The 15,540-nt window shown below is 35.6% G+C and carries 12 protein-coding genes and 4 tRNA genes; 10 read left to right on the top strand and 6 right to left on the bottom strand.

What is annotated here, in order from left to right:
* Positions 1-85 precede the first annotated feature (85 nt).
* Positions 86-1,051 carry a DMT family transporter gene (locus PH4a_RS16990; protein WP_129041460.1) on the top strand — a complete coding sequence of 322 codons (966 nt, stop codon included), beginning with the start codon at positions 86-88 and terminating at the stop codon, positions 1,049-1,051.
* Between the two features lie 2 nt (positions 1,052-1,053).
* A complete protein-coding gene (locus PH4a_RS16985) occupies positions 1,054-2,085 on the top strand; it encodes a methylphosphonate esterase (RefSeq protein ID WP_129041458.1) in 1,032 nt (343 codons plus the stop codon).
* Positions 2,086-2,219: 134 nt separating this feature from the next.
* On the opposite strand, the gene glpX is transcribed toward PH4a_RS16985, so the two are convergent.
* Complete coding sequence (gene glpX / locus PH4a_RS16980) at positions 2,220-3,200, bottom strand: class II fructose-bisphosphatase (RefSeq protein WP_129041456.1); 981 nt, start codon at positions 3,198-3,200, stop codon at positions 2,220-2,222.
* Positions 3,201-3,409: 209 nt separating this feature from the next.
* Between glpX and PH4a_RS16975 the strand changes: the two genes are divergently transcribed.
* From PH4a_RS16975 to PH4a_RS16940, 8 genes are all read left to right on the top strand, one after another.
* Complete coding sequence (locus tag PH4a_RS16975) at positions 3,410-6,544, top strand: DUF2339 domain-containing protein (RefSeq protein ID WP_129041454.1); 3,135 nt, start codon at positions 3,410-3,412, stop codon at positions 6,542-6,544.
* Between the two features lie 258 nt (positions 6,545-6,802).
* Positions 6,803-7,462, top strand: a complete 660-nt coding sequence (locus PH4a_RS16970) for a LuxR C-terminal-related transcriptional regulator (protein WP_129041451.1) — start codon at positions 6,803-6,805, stop codon at positions 7,460-7,462.
* Entirely contained in the window at positions 7,446-9,278 is a 1,833-nt protein-coding gene (gene uvrC / locus PH4a_RS16965; RefSeq protein WP_129041449.1) for an excinuclease ABC subunit UvrC, read from the top strand. Before PH4a_RS16970 ends, uvrC begins: the two co-directional genes overlap by 17 nt.
* 55 nt (positions 9,279-9,333) lie before the next feature.
* Positions 9,334-9,882 (top strand): CDP-diacylglycerol--glycerol-3-phosphate 3-phosphatidyltransferase, encoded by a 549-nt coding sequence (pgsA, locus tag PH4a_RS16960; RefSeq protein WP_064720188.1) that lies wholly within the window; start codon positions 9,334-9,336, stop codon positions 9,880-9,882.
* A 141-nt stretch (positions 9,883-10,023) separates the two neighbouring features.
* A tRNA-Gly gene (locus PH4a_RS16955) sits at positions 10,024-10,099 on the top strand.
* Positions 10,100-10,123: 24 nt separating this feature from the next.
* A tRNA-Cys gene (locus tag PH4a_RS16950) sits at positions 10,124-10,197 on the top strand.
* Positions 10,198-10,203: 6 nt separating this feature from the next.
* Positions 10,204-10,290, top strand: a tRNA-Leu gene (locus tag PH4a_RS16945).
* Between the two features lie 125 nt (positions 10,291-10,415).
* A tRNA-Leu gene (locus tag PH4a_RS16940) sits at positions 10,416-10,502 on the top strand.
* 167 nt (positions 10,503-10,669) lie between these two features.
* On the opposite strand, the gene PH4a_RS16935 is transcribed toward PH4a_RS16940, so the two are convergent.
* The 5 genes from PH4a_RS16935 to copM form a co-directional block, all read right to left on the bottom strand.
* Positions 10,670-11,839 carry an iron-containing alcohol dehydrogenase gene (locus PH4a_RS16935; RefSeq protein WP_129041448.1) on the bottom strand — a complete coding sequence of 390 codons (1,170 nt, stop codon included), beginning with the start codon at positions 11,837-11,839 and terminating at the stop codon, positions 10,670-10,672.
* 208 nt (positions 11,840-12,047) lie between these two features.
* Positions 12,048-12,959 (bottom strand): AraC family transcriptional regulator, encoded by a 912-nt coding sequence (locus PH4a_RS16930; RefSeq protein WP_129041447.1) that lies wholly within the window; start codon positions 12,957-12,959, stop codon positions 12,048-12,050.
* 157 nt (positions 12,960-13,116) lie between these two features.
* The gene (locus PH4a_RS16925) at positions 13,117-14,169 is read right to left on the bottom strand and encodes a glycosyltransferase family 9 protein (protein WP_129041444.1); all 1,053 of its coding nucleotides are present in this window, start codon (positions 14,167-14,169) and stop codon (positions 13,117-13,119) included.
* Positions 14,170-14,434: 265 nt separating this feature from the next.
* On the bottom strand, positions 14,435-14,761 hold the full coding sequence (locus PH4a_RS16920) for a hypothetical protein (RefSeq protein ID WP_129041441.1): 327 nt from the start codon (positions 14,759-14,761) through the stop codon (positions 14,435-14,437).
* Positions 14,762-15,059: 298 nt separating this feature from the next.
* Positions 15,060-15,425 (bottom strand): CopM family metallochaperone, encoded by a 366-nt coding sequence (gene copM / locus PH4a_RS16915; RefSeq protein ID WP_129041439.1) that lies wholly within the window; start codon positions 15,423-15,425, stop codon positions 15,060-15,062.
* Between the last annotated feature and the right edge of the window lie 115 nt (positions 15,426-15,540).

The following is a 15,540-nucleotide window of genomic DNA, read 5'->3' as shown; positions in this document are numbered from 1 at the left end:
TGCAACTCTGCGCTAATAAAAAACCGATTACTTGAAAAATAAAAAAAGAAATCACTCATAGCCCATAATCCCAAAGGAACATCTTATGAGTACAAAAAAATTATCAACACCATTTCTAATGTTAGCGACGGTATTAGCCGGTATGCTATCACCAATGCAGTCAGCGGTGAATGGTCAGCTAGGGCATGTTTTAAAAGATGGTAACGCGAGTGCAGTTATCTCTTTTGCTAGTGGTTTAGTCGTGATGTTTTTTATTATTATGTCAAAAAAACAATATCGCCAGCAATTTGCTTCTATTCCAACTTTAATTAAAACGCGCAAAATTCCATTATGGAACTGGTTTGCTGGATTATGTGGTGCAATGGTTGTGTTTTCAGAAGGTGCTTCAGCCAGCGCATTAGGAATTGCTACCTTCCAAACAGCATTAATATCCGCACTATTATTATCAGGTTTATTATGTGACCGTTTTGGTGTAGGTGTTGATGAGAAAAAATACTTTACCCCATACCGCGTTTTAGGTGCTGTATTAGCTGTTGTCGCGACTTTATTTGTAGTTTCGCCACAATGGCATTCAACATCTTTCATCTATTTAGCCATTCTTCCTTTCCTTGCAGGCTTATTAGCAGGTTGGCAGCCAGCCGGTAACTCGAAAGTTGCTGAAGCAACCGGCTCTATGATGGTTTCGATTACTTGGAACTTTATTGTTGGCTTTACTGTTTTAACCATCGCATTGATTGTACGTATGGCGTTAGGTCATATCACGGTTGAATTACCAGCAACTTGGTGGATGTATTTAGGTGGTCCATTAGGCTTAATGTCTATCGCATTAATGGCTATTTTAGTTCGTGGTTTAGGTTTATTGATGTTAGGTGTTGCATCAACAGCAGGTCAATTATTAGGTTCTGTTTTAATCGATACATTATTACCATCATTAGGTAACACGGTTTATTTGGTAACTATTATCGGTACATTATTTGCTTTAGTTGGTGCGATAGTGACGACTATTCCTGAGTTCAGATCTGCTAAGACAGTTAAAAACGTAGGAGCTTAATAATGAAAGGTTATATTCAAACGGTAACAGGTCCTGTTAAGAAAGAAGAAATGGGGCTGACATTGCCTCATGAACATCTCTTTAATGATCTTTCTGGTGTTGTGGATAAACCTTTTTATGAGTTTTCGCATGTGTTAGTTGATAAAAAAGTGAGTGCGGATATTCAGTGGGGACTTAAATACGATCCATATTGTTGTTGCGATAATATGGATAAAAAACCAATTGAAGATGTCATTTTTGAATTAAATAATTTTAAAGAATTAGGTGGACGAACGATAGTTGATGCAACAGGTTCTTCATCTATTGGCCGTGATATTAGAAAACTAAGAGAAGTTGCAGAATTAACGGGTATCAATGTTGTGGCATCTTCAGGCCTTTATATTGAAAAATTTGAAGGTCAGCGCCTTGCTGATGATATTGAAGCAATGGCAAAAATGATTGATGATGAATTAAATATTGGCATTGATGGCACTGATATTCGTGCAGGAATGATTGGTGAAATTGGCGTTTCTCCATTCTTTACTGACGGTGAGAAAAATAGTTTACGTGCTGCGGCACTTGCACAAAATAATAATCCTCATGCTTCTATGAATATTCATATGCCAGGTTGGCAGCGTCGTGGTGATGAGGTTCTAGATATTCTATTAACTGAAATGGGTTGTGATCCTGCTAAGATTTCATTAGCTCATTCAGATCCATCAGGTAAAGATATCGATTATCAATGCAAGATGTTAGATCGCGGTGTATGGCTTGAATTTGATATGATTGGATTAGATATATCGTTCCCGAAAGAGGGGGCCGCACCAAGTGTAATGGATACCGTCAATGCAGTTGCGACACTCATTGAAAGAGGTTATGGCCACCAAATTGTATTAAGTCATGATGTTTTCTTAAAACAAATGTGGGCAAAAAATGGCGGAAATGGCTGGGGTTTTGTTCCTAATGTATTCCTGTCATTATTAGCCCAGCGTGGTATCGAAAAATCAATTATCGATAAGCTTTGTGTTGAAAATCCAGCAAATTTATTAGCGTAAATTGTATTGAGTGTAAAGAGTAAAAAAGTAGGAATATCCCTTGATATTATTTTAGCGGCCCCGATTAAGGCGCCGCTTTTTTTGTATTGTCTTATTAAGATAATATGGAAACAATATGCATTAAAGGGTAGCAATTAACGTAAATGATAATTTTGGATATAGCGTAAAGAGTGTGTAGATCCATTAATGACTAAAGAGTGAGTTTGTATATAATCGGATTGCTCACAAACACCAGATAAAAAGTCGCCTGGAGTAATTGCAGTTGCTGCAAACATTACATCTTGATTACGAACTAATGTTTCTAATGGCAATTTAATATTTACGTCAGTACCCATTTTATGGCAACGAGTAATTTCATTGATTGCCATCTGTCTATTTTCTGCATTATTTCCCTTGGCGATATCTCGAGTAATTAAGCGAGCTTGCATATCACCTCCTAATGCTTTAGCAATAGCAGCACTAATCACTCCCTCAGGTGCGCCACCAATACCGTACATTACATCAATGCTATTATTTGGCATTGTGGCATATAAAGAAGCTAAAACATCACCATCAGCTAATGTAATAACGTTAATTCCTTTTAAGCGCAGATTATTAATAATCTCGTGATGACGGGGCTTATCTAAAATAGCGAGTGATAATTGATGTAATGGCTTACGCAATGTTTGAGCAATGGCATCAAGATTATATTCAAGTGAGCGATCAAGATCGATAATACCGGCAGCTTGCTTTCCTACTACGAGTTTTTCCATGTACATATCTGGGGCTTGTAAAAAACTTCCTTGATATCCTGCTGCTAAAATAGCGAGTGAATTATTTTCACCGGTTGCGACCATACGCGTGCCATCAATAGGATCTACAGCAATTTCTATTTTTTCACCTTTACCATTGCCGACTTGCTCGCCAATATAAAGCATAGGTGCTTCATCAATTTCACCTTCGCCGATAACAATTTCGCCATTAATATTTAGATTATTAAGACGTTCACGCATTGCAGCGACAGCGGCGGCATCGGCAGCGTTTTTATTTTGCTTTCCTACCCAAGGCATTGCAGCAATTGCAGCGGCTTCAGTGACAGAAGCAATAGCATTAGTTAATTCATCGTTTAGTTTCATATTATTAGTGAGTTTTAATGTATCAAGAGAAGCTTAAAAGAGGAGTACGATCATACACTTTTTTTAGAAATGGTGTGTTAGGTTTAAATCAATTGTTATTGAACTTCACTATTTCGGAATAAACTAAGATGAATCAATTAAATTTCAAGTATAACTAGAGCTAAAAGGTTTAATACGTTTGAGCTTTATGGAAAAAAAGGATTGAGGCTATGTGGGAGACGCTAACATTAATTGTTGGTATAGGTGTGATATTTGTCGTGCTATCGCTATATTGGCAATATCAATCTTATATAAATACTAATTCTCTGCTTTATAAATTAAAGGCTTTAGAGAAAACAGTACTTGAACAACAAGAAAAAATACTGAGATTTATTGCAGATGATAATAAAACTGAGAAAAAAACAGAAACTAAGTCTCAAGCAACAACTGTTGAGAATACGTTGTTATCACCTGAATTAGATAAATCAATTATAACTTCGACACCAATAAAAGATAATGCATATTCTGATAGTCATAAATCTCCTATTCATCATGATGTGCAATCTGCAAAACTAGAACAGACGATATATCCAACGTCAGTACCTATTGAGCAATTAGCCAGTAATGAATTAAAAGATGAGTTTAAAAATGAGCAGAAAGAAATTGATGATTACCAACATGCGGTAGCAGCTGTTGAGGAAAAAACATTTGATAAAGTTTCTCCAAATGAAGCAATAAAAGAGATATCTTCTCAGCCAATAGCTGAAAATAAACAAGCTGTGCCAAAAGAAGTGATAATAGCTTCTCAGAGTGCCGCCGCTAAAGAAGAGACTTCACAATATACTCCGAAAACATTAACAAGTCGTTTCTCTCGTCACTATAAAAAAGAGCAAATACTTTCTCCTCAACAACAAATGTCTCAACGCGAAGCCTCTGACGTTGAGGTTTCTCAAAATACGACAACAGTTGCGATAGAGAATATTAAAAGCACAGTTAATCTTAATCATGGGAATGGCAATAAAGCGAGTGTCAAAAAACAGCAAAAAAGTATTACTGAACTTATTTGGCAATGGGTTATTACAGGAAATCCATTAGCTAAAATAGGGATGTTATTGTTGTTCTTTGGATTATCTTATTTGCTGAAGTACAGTATTGAAAACGAGCTTATTTCTGCATCTACGCGTTTAATGATGGCGGGTGGAGGGTGCCTGACTTTATTAGGTATTGGCTGGTGGTTAAGAAAGAAAAACCTTATTTATGCCTTGATATTACAAGGTGGCGGTATCGGTGGTTTATATATTACTATCTTTGCAGCAACTAAAATTTATGACTTTATTCCTATTGGCTTTGCATTAGGGATAATGATATTTATTTGTTTAGTTAGTGTTGCGTTAGCCGTTATTCATCGAGCTATTAGTTTAGCTATTCTCGCTTCATTAGGTGGTTATTTAGCACCTGTTTTACTTTCTACAGGCAGTGGAAACTACGTTGCCTTGTTTAGCTATTATCTTATTTTATCTATTGGCATTCTTATTATTAGCCATTGGCAAGTATGGCGTTTATTAAACTTGATTGGTTTTATATTTACTTTTGGTATTGGCGTGATGTGGGCAATACCAAATTATAGTCATGCCGATTATCTGCCTTGCCAGCTTTTCCTTATTGCAAACTGGTTTATTTTTGGTGTAGCAACAGAGCTTTCAACATTAAAAAATAAGCTAAAATTAAATATTCCATTTGATGCTACTTTGTTATTTGGTACACCGCTTGTTGGTTTTATATTCCAGCATAAATTAGCTTCAGCGTGGCCATATGGTATTGCTATTGCATCATCATTATATGCATTGGCTTATTTTGCTTTAACTTGGTTTACTCTTAAGCGTTATTGTGAAGAGGGTAAATTACTTTCTATTGCGTTCTTTATGTTATCCGCAACATTTGCCACATTGGCCGTTCCGTTTGCATTCTCAGCAGAATGGACATCCATTGTTTGGTCAATTGAAGGTGTAATGATTTTGGCTTTTTCTGTACTACAACAGCAAAAAAAGCCAGCCTTTGCAGGTACAGCTTTAATCGCTATTTCGTTTGTTATATTACTCAATATGAGAATTTACCAATTTAGCGAATGGATAATGTTAATTGTGCAAGTAGTGGTTATTTTTGCTGCAGCTATACTTTGGTTCCGCGCACAATTTACCAAAATTGATAATAAAACAGTTGGTTTTACAGTTTTATTTATTGGCGCAATAAGTTGGATATATAGCGTATTACTTTTAGTTGAAAATGGTCAATATTGGTTAATACCACATGTTAATCTGCTGGCTTTTGCTTTAATTATTATTAGTTGTTGGGCAATGTTTTTTGCTGGTAAAAAGTCACAATTTTCTGAATTGGCAAGTTGTTCAGTTTTATTATGGCCAACGTCAGCACTATTAATGCTGGTTTATTTATCTAAAGCAGATCCTTTAATTGATGGATGGCTAAGTTGCATACTTTGGATCGCCATGTTTGCGAGTGGATTCTATTTGCTTAAATTGAATACACTATTACCAAATCAACGTCTTAATAAACAAATTATTCATGGTTTACATCTTGGTTTTATTGGATTGTTTTTATTAACTGAGATGCTGTGGTTAATTAGAACTTATTACTTATTGATAAGTTTACATTTTACAGCCGCTATTTTTGTCACTAGTTTATTTATTGTATTAAGCTATATATTAAGTACTAAAGTTACTTGGTCAAAACCCTATCAATATGTTTATCAGGCAATGACTATTCCTATTTTAGGTTTGCTCGTATTGCTGTTAATTATGGCAAATTTAAATAGTGGTAATACATTAGGAATGAAATTTATACCATTGCTTAATTTAATGGATGTTATGGGGATTATTGGGTTATGGATCACTTATAAATTTATCTGCCAATTAAAACAGCAGCCAAAATATGAAGAAATATTTCAAACCTATCAGCATGTTATTGCTTATTTTATACCAATTGCCGTATTCTGGTGGGCAAATGGTATTTTATTGAGGGGCTTAGTATTCGTTACTGATATTGAGTGGAATTATTATTTAATTCTTAACTCTAAGGTTATTCAGACTGTATTAGCTATTGTTTGGACTATAACTGCTTTAGTTATGATGGTGACTGCAACCCGTAAAAAATTACGCTCACAGTGGTTTGTGGGAGGAGTATTACTTGCTGTAGTTATTGCGAAGTTATTCTTAATTGACATTACGTTAGGTAGCGGTTTATTAAGAGCTCTTGCTTTTATTGGTGTTGCATTACTTATTCTACTAATTGGTTACTTTTCGCCATTACCACCGAAAAGGCAGCTTGATAATATTAATATGCAAAAATAATACTGCTATTTATATTTTATAAGCTAATATTCAATAAGTTTTTAATTTAACAGTGGCATTCATCATCATAATTGATGAGTGCTGTTGTTATTTTAAATTATATTCTTATATTATATTTATAGATATTCTTTGTTGTTATTTGTTGGTTTTTTTAAGTGCTCAAATCAGGTTATAATAAAAAAGAGTAGCTGGTTGCTGATAATTACAATATTATGCAATTCAATTAATTGACTTGGTTTTTATTAAGAGGGAATTATATTGATTAATACACTACTAATAAGTCAAGTTGAAATATTTAGCTTGGGAATAAAAACATTACTTTGTCAGATTAATAAAATTAATATTCGTAAAGTTATGACTGATGAAAAAGAGGCTTTTCGTTATTGCCGTCAGTTTTCTATTAATCTCATTATTATTTATTCAATTCCTTCTATTTCATTAATTGATACCATAAAACGTATTAAACGTTTTTCACCAACAATTAAAATTATTGTGATTGCACCTAACACAGATTCTATTTTATCAATATCACTTCTTGAGTTAGGTATTGAAGGTTTTGTGGTACTTAGTACCTCTTGCGACAATATTACGCAGGCCATCAGGCAAGTGTGTTCTGGGCAACGTTATATTAGCCAAGAGTTAGCAATGAAAATTGCCTTAACTAAATTACAAACAAATCAAAATCCATTGCATCACCTTTCTGACAGAGAATTACAAATTATGTCTATGATTATTAGAGGAAGAAAGATAGCTCAAATTGCAGATGAACTTAATCTTAATGCAAAAACAGTAAATAGCTATCGTTACCGAATGTTTAGTAAACTTAAAATCTCAGGTGATGTAGAATTAACTCATATCGCTGTACGTTATGGATTAATTCAGATAGAGAGTCATTTAGAAAGTGGAAGACAAATTTGATGCTAAAGCATTCTTAAGCCAAGTAACAGATAGACCTGGTGTTTATCGGATGTACGATGTATCAGAAACGGTGATTTATGTCGGAAAAGCAAAAGATCTTAAAAAAAGACTTTCTAGCTATTTTCGTACACAAGTCAATAGTCGCAAAACAGAAGCATTAGTGAAATGTATTGCTAATATTGATGTCACTATTACACACACTGAAACCGAAGCGCTTTTACTTGAGCATAGTTATATTCAGCGTTATCAGCCACGTTATAATGTTTTACTACGGGATGATAAATCTTATCCTTATATTTATTTAAGTGGAGATAAACATCCTAGGCTAGCCAGTTATCGAGGCGCAAAACATGCCAAGGGCGAGTATTTTGGGCCTTTTCCAAACTCTTTCGCCGTAAGAGAAACATTGGCATTAATGCAAAAGCTATTTCCTATTCGCCAGTGTGAAGACAGTGTTTATCGCAATCGCTCTCGCCCATGTTTGCAATATCAAATTGGCCGTTGCTTAGCTCCTTGCGTAAAAGGTTATGTGACGGATGAAGAGTATGCACAGCAAGTTAATTATGTCCGTTTATTTCTCTCTGGTGATGATTCGCAAGTGATTGATGGATTGGTAAAGCGAATGGAGCAAGCAAGCCAAGATTTGCGTTTTGAAGAAGCCGCGCGAATTAGAGATCAAATTCAAGCGGTTAGGCAAGTAACCGAAAAGCAATTTGTTGCTAATATTGGTGAAGATCTTGATGTGATTAGTGTGGCTTTTAATGGTGCTATAGCTTGTGTTTATGTCCTTTTTTTTCGCCAAGGCAAAGTATTAGGTAGTCGAAGCTATTTTCCTAAAGTACCCGCCAACACTACACTTGATGAAGTGGTTCAAACTTTTATTGGTCAGTTTTATTTGCAAGGTAGTGCTATTCGCACACTTCCAAGTGAAATATTGCTAGATTTTAATCTTGAAGATAAAGCAATACTTTCTGAATCTATTTCTTCTATTGCAGGGAGAAAGATTCAAATACAAACCAAGCCTCGTGGTGATAGAGCGCGGTATTTAAAACTTGCACGTACAAATGCGGCTACAGCATTAGCATCAAAACAAGTAGAACAATCAACAATTCAACAACGTTATGACGCATTAATGTCACTTCTTGGCATGAATGAGATAAAACGAATGGAATGTTTTGATATTAGTCACACTATGGGAGAACAAACTGTGGCTTCATGTGTAGTATTTGACATGAATGGCCCATTAAAATCGGAATATAGACGCTATAATATTAGTGGTATTACTCCTGGTGATGATTATGCAGCGATGAATCAGGTTCTTACCCGCCGTTATGGAAAGTCATTAGAAGAAGATAAAGTACCTGATATTATTTTTATTGATGGTGGCAAAGGGCAGTTAGCTCAAGCAATAGATGTATTTAATTCCCTTGATGTTACTTGGGATAAGTCGCATCCTAAATTGATAGGTGTGGCTAAAGGCAGTGATCGTAAAGCAGGGTTAGAAACGTTGTTCTTTGTTCCTGAAGGTGAAGGAATGGCATTACCTTCAGACTCTCCTGCATTACATTTGATTCAACATATTCGTGATGAGTCGCATCGTCACGCAATAACTGGGCACCGTCAACGTAGGGCTAAAGTAAAAAATACCAGTTCATTAGAATCTATTGAAGGTGTTGGGCCAAAACGTCGACAAATGTTATTGAAGTATATGGGGGGTTTACAAGCTTTACGTGATGCCAGCATTGAAGAAATTGCGAAAGTCCCCACAATTTCGACAGCGTTAGCAGAAAAAATTTTTAATGCGTTGAAACACTAAGTGTATTGATGCACCATACTAATAACTCTCACTTTTCTAGGTCGTGTAGAACGCTATGCAACTAAATATCCCAACTTGGCTGACTTTGTTTCGTGTTGTTTTAATCCCATTTTTTGTTTTGGTATTTTACTTGCCATTTCAAGATGCCCCTATGATATGCGCTATTATTTTTATGGTAGCGGCAGCAACAGACTGGTTCGATGGTTTTTTAGCACGCAGATTGAAACAAACGACACGATTTGGTGCTTTTCTTGACCCAGTCGCAGATAAAGTAATGGTTGCGACGGCATTAGTCCTAATAACTGAGCATTACCATTCATGGTGGATTACATTACCTGCCGCAACTATGATTGCGCGTGAAATTATTATCTCTTCATTAAGAGAATGGATGGCTGAATTAGGAAAACGTAATAGTGTTGCTGTTTCTTGGATCGGAAAAGTGAAGACTACCGCACAAATGGGGTCGTTAGTTGTGTTATTATGGCGACCGACTATTGAAGCCGAGTGGTTTGGATTTGCTTTGTTATATGTTGCAACCGTCCTTACTTTTTGGTCAATGTTTCAATATTTGAGCGCTGCGTGGTCAGATTTGCGCGAAGCTTGATCGAAATGACTGAAAATTCACCGAACAGTCAAAAAGATGCAAATATAGTGTTGACTCGATACAGGAAATCAGTAGAATGCAACGCATCGAAAGGCACAACGGTTTACAGAAATAAATAAGTAAATCAGCTAGTTCGGTAAAGCGGGAATAGCTCAGTTGGTAGAGCACAACCTTGCCAAGGTTGGGGTCGCGAGTTCGAGTCTCGTTTCCCGCTCCAATCTCTTAGAGATTGAGAAGTTGAGGCGCGTTGGCAGAGTGGTCATGCAGCGGATTGCAAATCCGTGTACCTCGGTTCGATTCCGGGACGCGCCTCCATGAAATGCCCAGGTGGTGAAATCGGTAGACACAAGGGATTTAAAATCCCTCGGCCATTAGGCTGTGCGGGTTCAAGTCCCGCCCTGGGCACCATCTTTAATGTTAAGTTAAAGTATGGTGTAAAAGAAAGACCATCAACGATGGCATTGGGAAGCAGTTAAGTCGTCCTTACCAGTAAACTTTTAGCAATAAAATTTACGGACGCACCACAGAATTTAGCCCAGGTGGTGAAATCGGTAGACACAAGGGATTTAAAATCCCTCGGCCATTAGGCTGTGCGGGTTCAAGTCCCGCCCTGGGCACCATATAAAAAGAAGCGGACCTCAATGAGGTCCGTTTTTTTGCAAATAGATTAAGATAAAGAATTACAGTGCTTTTTTACTCGAAACGCGAATAGCTAGTAAAATTTATACCGATAAGTGCTGTTTCACTCGTCGGTATAGATAAAGTCAGATCGTTACCTTAGGTAGATTTAAAAGCACGCTTCTAAAATTTCCAGTACGTCTTTATCTGTTAATTTTTTATAGCCTTTCCCAATAATTGTTGTTGATTTTGCAATTTTAGGTAGCATTTCTTTTGTGGCGCCAAGCTCTTGTAGTGATGTTACAATGCCACATTCGTTAGTGAAGTGCTCTAATGCTGCGATACCTTCAAGTGCAATTTGATCTGAGTTTTTTCCTTCCGCAGAGATGCCCCATACTTGGGTTGCAAATCGTACAAATTTCTCAATACCAAATTTATAAACCAATCGGTAATAAGGCAATGATATTGCTGCAAGCCCCATGCCATGAGCGCAATCAGTATAAGCACCTAATTGGTGTTCAATCATATGAACTTGCCAATCTTGAGTTTTTGATAATCCAGTCATTGTGTTAAGTGCTAATGTTGCATTCCACATTAGATTGCTTCTTGCTTCATAATCATTCGGTTTTTTAAGGGCAATACGCAAATTATCAATAGAAGATTTTAATAAGCCTTCTATTAAATAATCCGTTGTATTCGCGCCTTGGTCAGAAAAGTATTGTTCCATTAAATGAGACATCGTATCAAAAACGCCACTAACCATCTGATACTGAGAAACAGTAAAAGTATATTCTGGGTTTAAGATAGAGAATTTAGGAAAAACTTTAGCTGGAAATGCACGACCTACTTTATATTTGCTCTCTTCGTGAGTGATCACGGAGCCACCATTCATCTCTGAGCCTGTGCCAACCATTGTAAGAATAGAAGCTACTGGTACTATTTTGTTAGTGATTTCTTGATGTTCAACCCAATATTTTTGGAAAGGATCTTGTCCTTCACAATAGGCAGAAACAGAAACGCCTTTAGCGCAGTCAATAACAGAACCACCGCCAACAGCCAAAATCAGGCTTACATTATGCTCACGAACTAGTTTGACACCTTCCATCATTTTTTCATAAGTTGGGTTTGGCATTACACCGGATAATTCAATAACTTTTTTCCCAGCCTTTGCAAGTATTGTTATTACTTCATCATAAAGGCCGTTAGATTTTATAGCGTTACGACCATACATTAGCAGAACGGTATCACCATATTGTGTTAATTCATCATTCAAATTGGTGAGGGAGTTTTTGCCGAAATGTATGGTTGTAGGATTGTAATAAGTGAAATCGAGTTGCATGGTTATACCTCATTTCAAAAGAGAATTTTGCCTCTATAAATAGAGAGACATTTATTGTTGAGGTAAATGCTATCGTTTTAATCGACAAGAATGAATGTCTGATCTTCTCTGTCTCTTGCCTATTTTTCCAAAAATAAAAATGGCAAGAGAGGTTGTTATCGCTAAAGAGTAAAAGAATTTTATAACGAATAAGTAAATTGAGGTTTATTTATAGTGTATTTGATTTTCTCAGCATTTTTATATCTTTAGCAGGAGGAGCTCCAAATAATCGGCAGTATTCACGACTAAATTGTGATGGGCTCTCATACCCAACTCGAAAAGTGGTATTAATCGCTGCTAAATTTTCCGTTAACATTAAACGGCGAGCTTCACTTAATCGTAATTTCTTTTGAAATTGCAGGGGAGTCATCGACGTCATAGTCCGAAAATGTGTATAAAATGCCGATTTGCTCATTCCAGAACATGTTGCTAATTCGCCAATATTTAATGGCTTAATAAAATTATTTTTTAGCCACTCTATCGCTTTAGATATTTGGTGGCTATGGCTTCCTGCGGTTACCATTTGATTTAAACGTGAGCCTTGTTCTGTAAGAAGAAGTCGATAAAAAATCTCTCGTTTAATTCCTTGGGCAAGGATTTTAATACTATCAGGATCTTCGAGCAGATCCATTAAACGAATAAAGGCATTAAGTAATGGTTCTGATAATTCTCCAACGGCAATTCCTTTTTGTGCATTTTTCTGAACACTGAACGATAATTCACCATCTACAATGAGTTGCGAAATTTCTTGTAGATCTAAATCCATAATAAGGCCAAGGAAAGGTTTATTTTTACTCGCCTGTAAAATATTAGAGATAACGGGTAAATCAACAGAAGAAATTAAGAAATGGTTGGCATCATAAATAAAACTCTCTTCACCTAATATAACTCGCTTTTCACCTTGAGCAATCAAGCAAATACTCGATTGATGTGTATGACTGGTGATAGGTGTTGGTGAAGTCCAATGAGTGAGTTTTAGCCCAGGTATATCTGTCTCAAGTAAATTGGTGTTTTGAGTCCATTTTTCAATTTGTTTGGCGAGTGTTTTTGTCGCTGATGCCATTGATTCTGAGCTATTCATTTTTGCTCCATTGTCACTGCCTATTAATGCCAGTATTTGATATTTAAACTAAACTCACTTTGGTATTTTTTGTATTTGATATTAGTTGTAATAAAAGATCATCTGATTATTAGTATTAATAAGATGATCTATATTACTACTAACAAGATGCTGTTAGTTATTCAATATCAGATTGTGGTTTATTTTGAGACTTTGAATGAATGACATGTTCTCGTAATCTAATAAAACGAGTTAGTACATCTTCAACAGTAAGAAGTTCTACATTATTTTCAGGCGCTTCAAGAACTTCATTAGCAATATGCCAAGGTCCCCAAAATTCAGCTTCGCTATTACCAAACATTGCTACCGTTGGTACTCCCACTCCAACTGATATATGTAATGCACCGCCATCACTCGTTAACATTTGGTCACACAGAGACATCCCCGCCATTAATTCGCGAAGATTTTGAGTGGGTACCGGTGTAATAGGAATATCTTTACATTGTTCTAAAATAAATACTGCTTTTTCATCATCACCAGGATGCTGCTTATTATCACTACTACCAGGTGACCAAAAGAGTAAAATCTGACACTTTTCACGTTGTGTGAGTAGATGAGCTAAAGCGATAAATTTTTCTGCTTGCCAACGTTGTTGTGGCTTGCGAGAGCTGATTTGTAGTCCATAAATAGGAATATCATTAGGAATACTTATTCGTTGTCGAATAGTATCAATTTCTTCCTTTTTCACATATAACTTAAGTGGACCAGGTTTACTGTATATACCAAGAGGATGAGCTAATTGACAAAAAAGCTCAGCGATATGGCCTTTGTTTGCAGGGGTAGGTATAGGGTCAGTTACTGATGAAGGCGTGTCATCACCGATAGCAATAATACGCTTAGCACCTGATAATTTTGCCCATTGTAATGCTCTTTTAGCCCAATGATCTCTCGCAATAATAGCGATATCATAGTGTTGTCTACGCATAGCTAGAATAATTTTTAGACGACTAAAAATAAGTTTTAATGCTGATTGGCCTGATTTTTTATGATGTAACTTACTGTAAATATGAACATTTCCTACAGCAGGATTACCTTCTAAAATTGCTTGATTATAAGAATTTACGAGAAGATCGATTTTTGTATCGTATTTTTGGGCAAGGGCATCTATCAGAGGCGTTGTTAGTATTAAGTCTCCGATGTTATCTCTTTGTATTATTAATATCTTTGGCATATTCAAATCTGTTTATATTTAAAATTAGTGAAGTTTGTTGCGGTGATTGATGATAACGGCAATAAACATATGTAATAATTATGATTATAAACGATTCGATAAGTAGAGGCATCTCTATCAATAGATTTGTGTCATTTATTAGGAGATAGCTAGGTCGTGGATGTGATGTGTGCTTTTATTTTGAATCACAGGGTTAGTTTAGGTGAAATTAATTCATAGGATTAAGAGCCATACAATCATGATGGCTCTTAGAGATTAAAAAAATTTAGTAATAAACTTCGAACTGAAATGGCTTATCTACGCAACTTACCATTAATGTACAATAGATGATCACGCTGCTTTTTGAAGCCTCATGTTTTTTTAGTATTGGCTTAAATTCATTTTTTATATTATTAATCGCCGATTTTTGCCGCTCTTCATTATTTTTTCCTTTTATACTCATTACTCCAGTAAATGTAGTTTCATTGATATGTGATTTTATCCACCCCCTTACTTTAGCTATATCGTGACGTACCTTATCGGCTTTATCTCCATCGGTAGGAGCACCATATTTGGCAATAACGGAGTAAGTCAGTAAAAAACTATTCGCCATATATTTTCCTTAATGTATGTTGATATAGTAAAATGAACAAATTAGCTATAAGCCTTATTTACGGTAGATAATTATAAAGGTGTGAGAGATAAAATAAATACAACTAAGATAAAACCAGATTAACTGCAAGGAAATAGAATTTATAACAATATGAATGTAATAATTATTTGTTATTATAATAATGGAGGGTAAAGAATAGGCTGTAATATATTAATAAGTTAAAATTTAAATAAATAATATTTTCTATTTTTAGTAGAAGTGTAGGCCATATTATAATCATATAGCCTACTTATATTAATTATTTTTTGATGTGTTTTTTTTCTAACCATTTTTGCATTTGCTCAATTTCAGGCCCTTGAGCATCAATAATAGCCTGAGCTAGCTTACGCATTTCTGGATCTGTACCATATTTTAATTCAATTTTAGCCATATCAATAGCGCCAAAATGGTGAGCGATCATACCATCAGCAAAAGCGATATCTGCGTTATCTGTATTCATGCCTTTTGCCATGTCAGCATGCATTTTATTCATCGATTCATTTAGTTCTTTATGCATAGGAGAATTGCTTTGTGGCATATCCATATTCATATGCGAAGAATTAGCCATTGCGTTAAAAGAGAACGCACTCATTAAAATTATCGCAGTAGGTAAAATCTTTTTCATAACAGTTTCCTTAATTTTTATGTGGAAGTGTTATAACTTTAAAGATTACCCTAAGGGGAAGGTCAATGTTGTTTCTATAAGTTTAAAGTTCTTTACTTTTGATGACGGATCAATT

Origin of the sequence: Proteus hauseri (assembly GCF_004116975.1) — a bacterium.
Lineage (GTDB): Bacteria > Pseudomonadota > Gammaproteobacteria > Enterobacterales > Enterobacteriaceae > Proteus > Proteus hauseri.
Note: the sequence above shows the minus strand (reverse complement) of the source record. Positions and strands in the feature narration are given on the sequence as shown.

Excerpts from the sequence above, each read along its gene's own strand:
- PH4a_RS16975 (WP_129041454.1), top strand. The coding sequence starts at position 3,410 with ATGTGGGAGACGCTAACATTAATTGTTGGTATAGGTGTGATATTTGTC.
- PH4a_RS16985 (WP_129041458.1), top strand. The coding sequence starts at position 1,054 with ATGAAAGGTTATATTCAAACGGTAACAGGTCCTGTTAAGAAAGAAGAA.
- pgsA (WP_064720188.1), top strand. The coding sequence starts at position 9,334 with ATGCAACTAAATATCCCAACTTGGCTGACTTTGTTTCGTGTTGTTTTA.
- PH4a_RS16920 (WP_129041441.1), bottom strand. The coding sequence starts at position 14,761 with ATGGCGAATAGTTTTTTACTGACTTACTCCGTTATTGCCAAATATGGT.
- PH4a_RS16925 (WP_129041444.1), bottom strand. The coding sequence starts at position 14,169 with ATGCCAAAGATATTAATAATACAAAGAGATAACATCGGAGACTTAATA.
- glpX (WP_129041456.1), bottom strand. The coding sequence starts at position 3,200 with ATGAAACTAAACGATGAATTAACTAATGCTATTGCTTCTGTCACTGAA.
- PH4a_RS16990 (WP_129041460.1), top strand. The coding sequence starts at position 86 with ATGAGTACAAAAAAATTATCAACACCATTTCTAATGTTAGCGACGGTA.
- PH4a_RS16930 (WP_129041447.1), bottom strand. The coding sequence starts at position 12,959 with ATGAATAGCTCAGAATCAATGGCATCAGCGACAAAAACACTCGCCAAA.
- copM (WP_129041439.1), bottom strand. The coding sequence starts at position 15,425 with ATGAAAAAGATTTTACCTACTGCGATAATTTTAATGAGTGCGTTCTCT.
- PH4a_RS16935 (WP_129041448.1), bottom strand. The coding sequence starts at position 11,839 with ATGCAACTCGATTTCACTTATTACAATCCTACAACCATACATTTCGGC.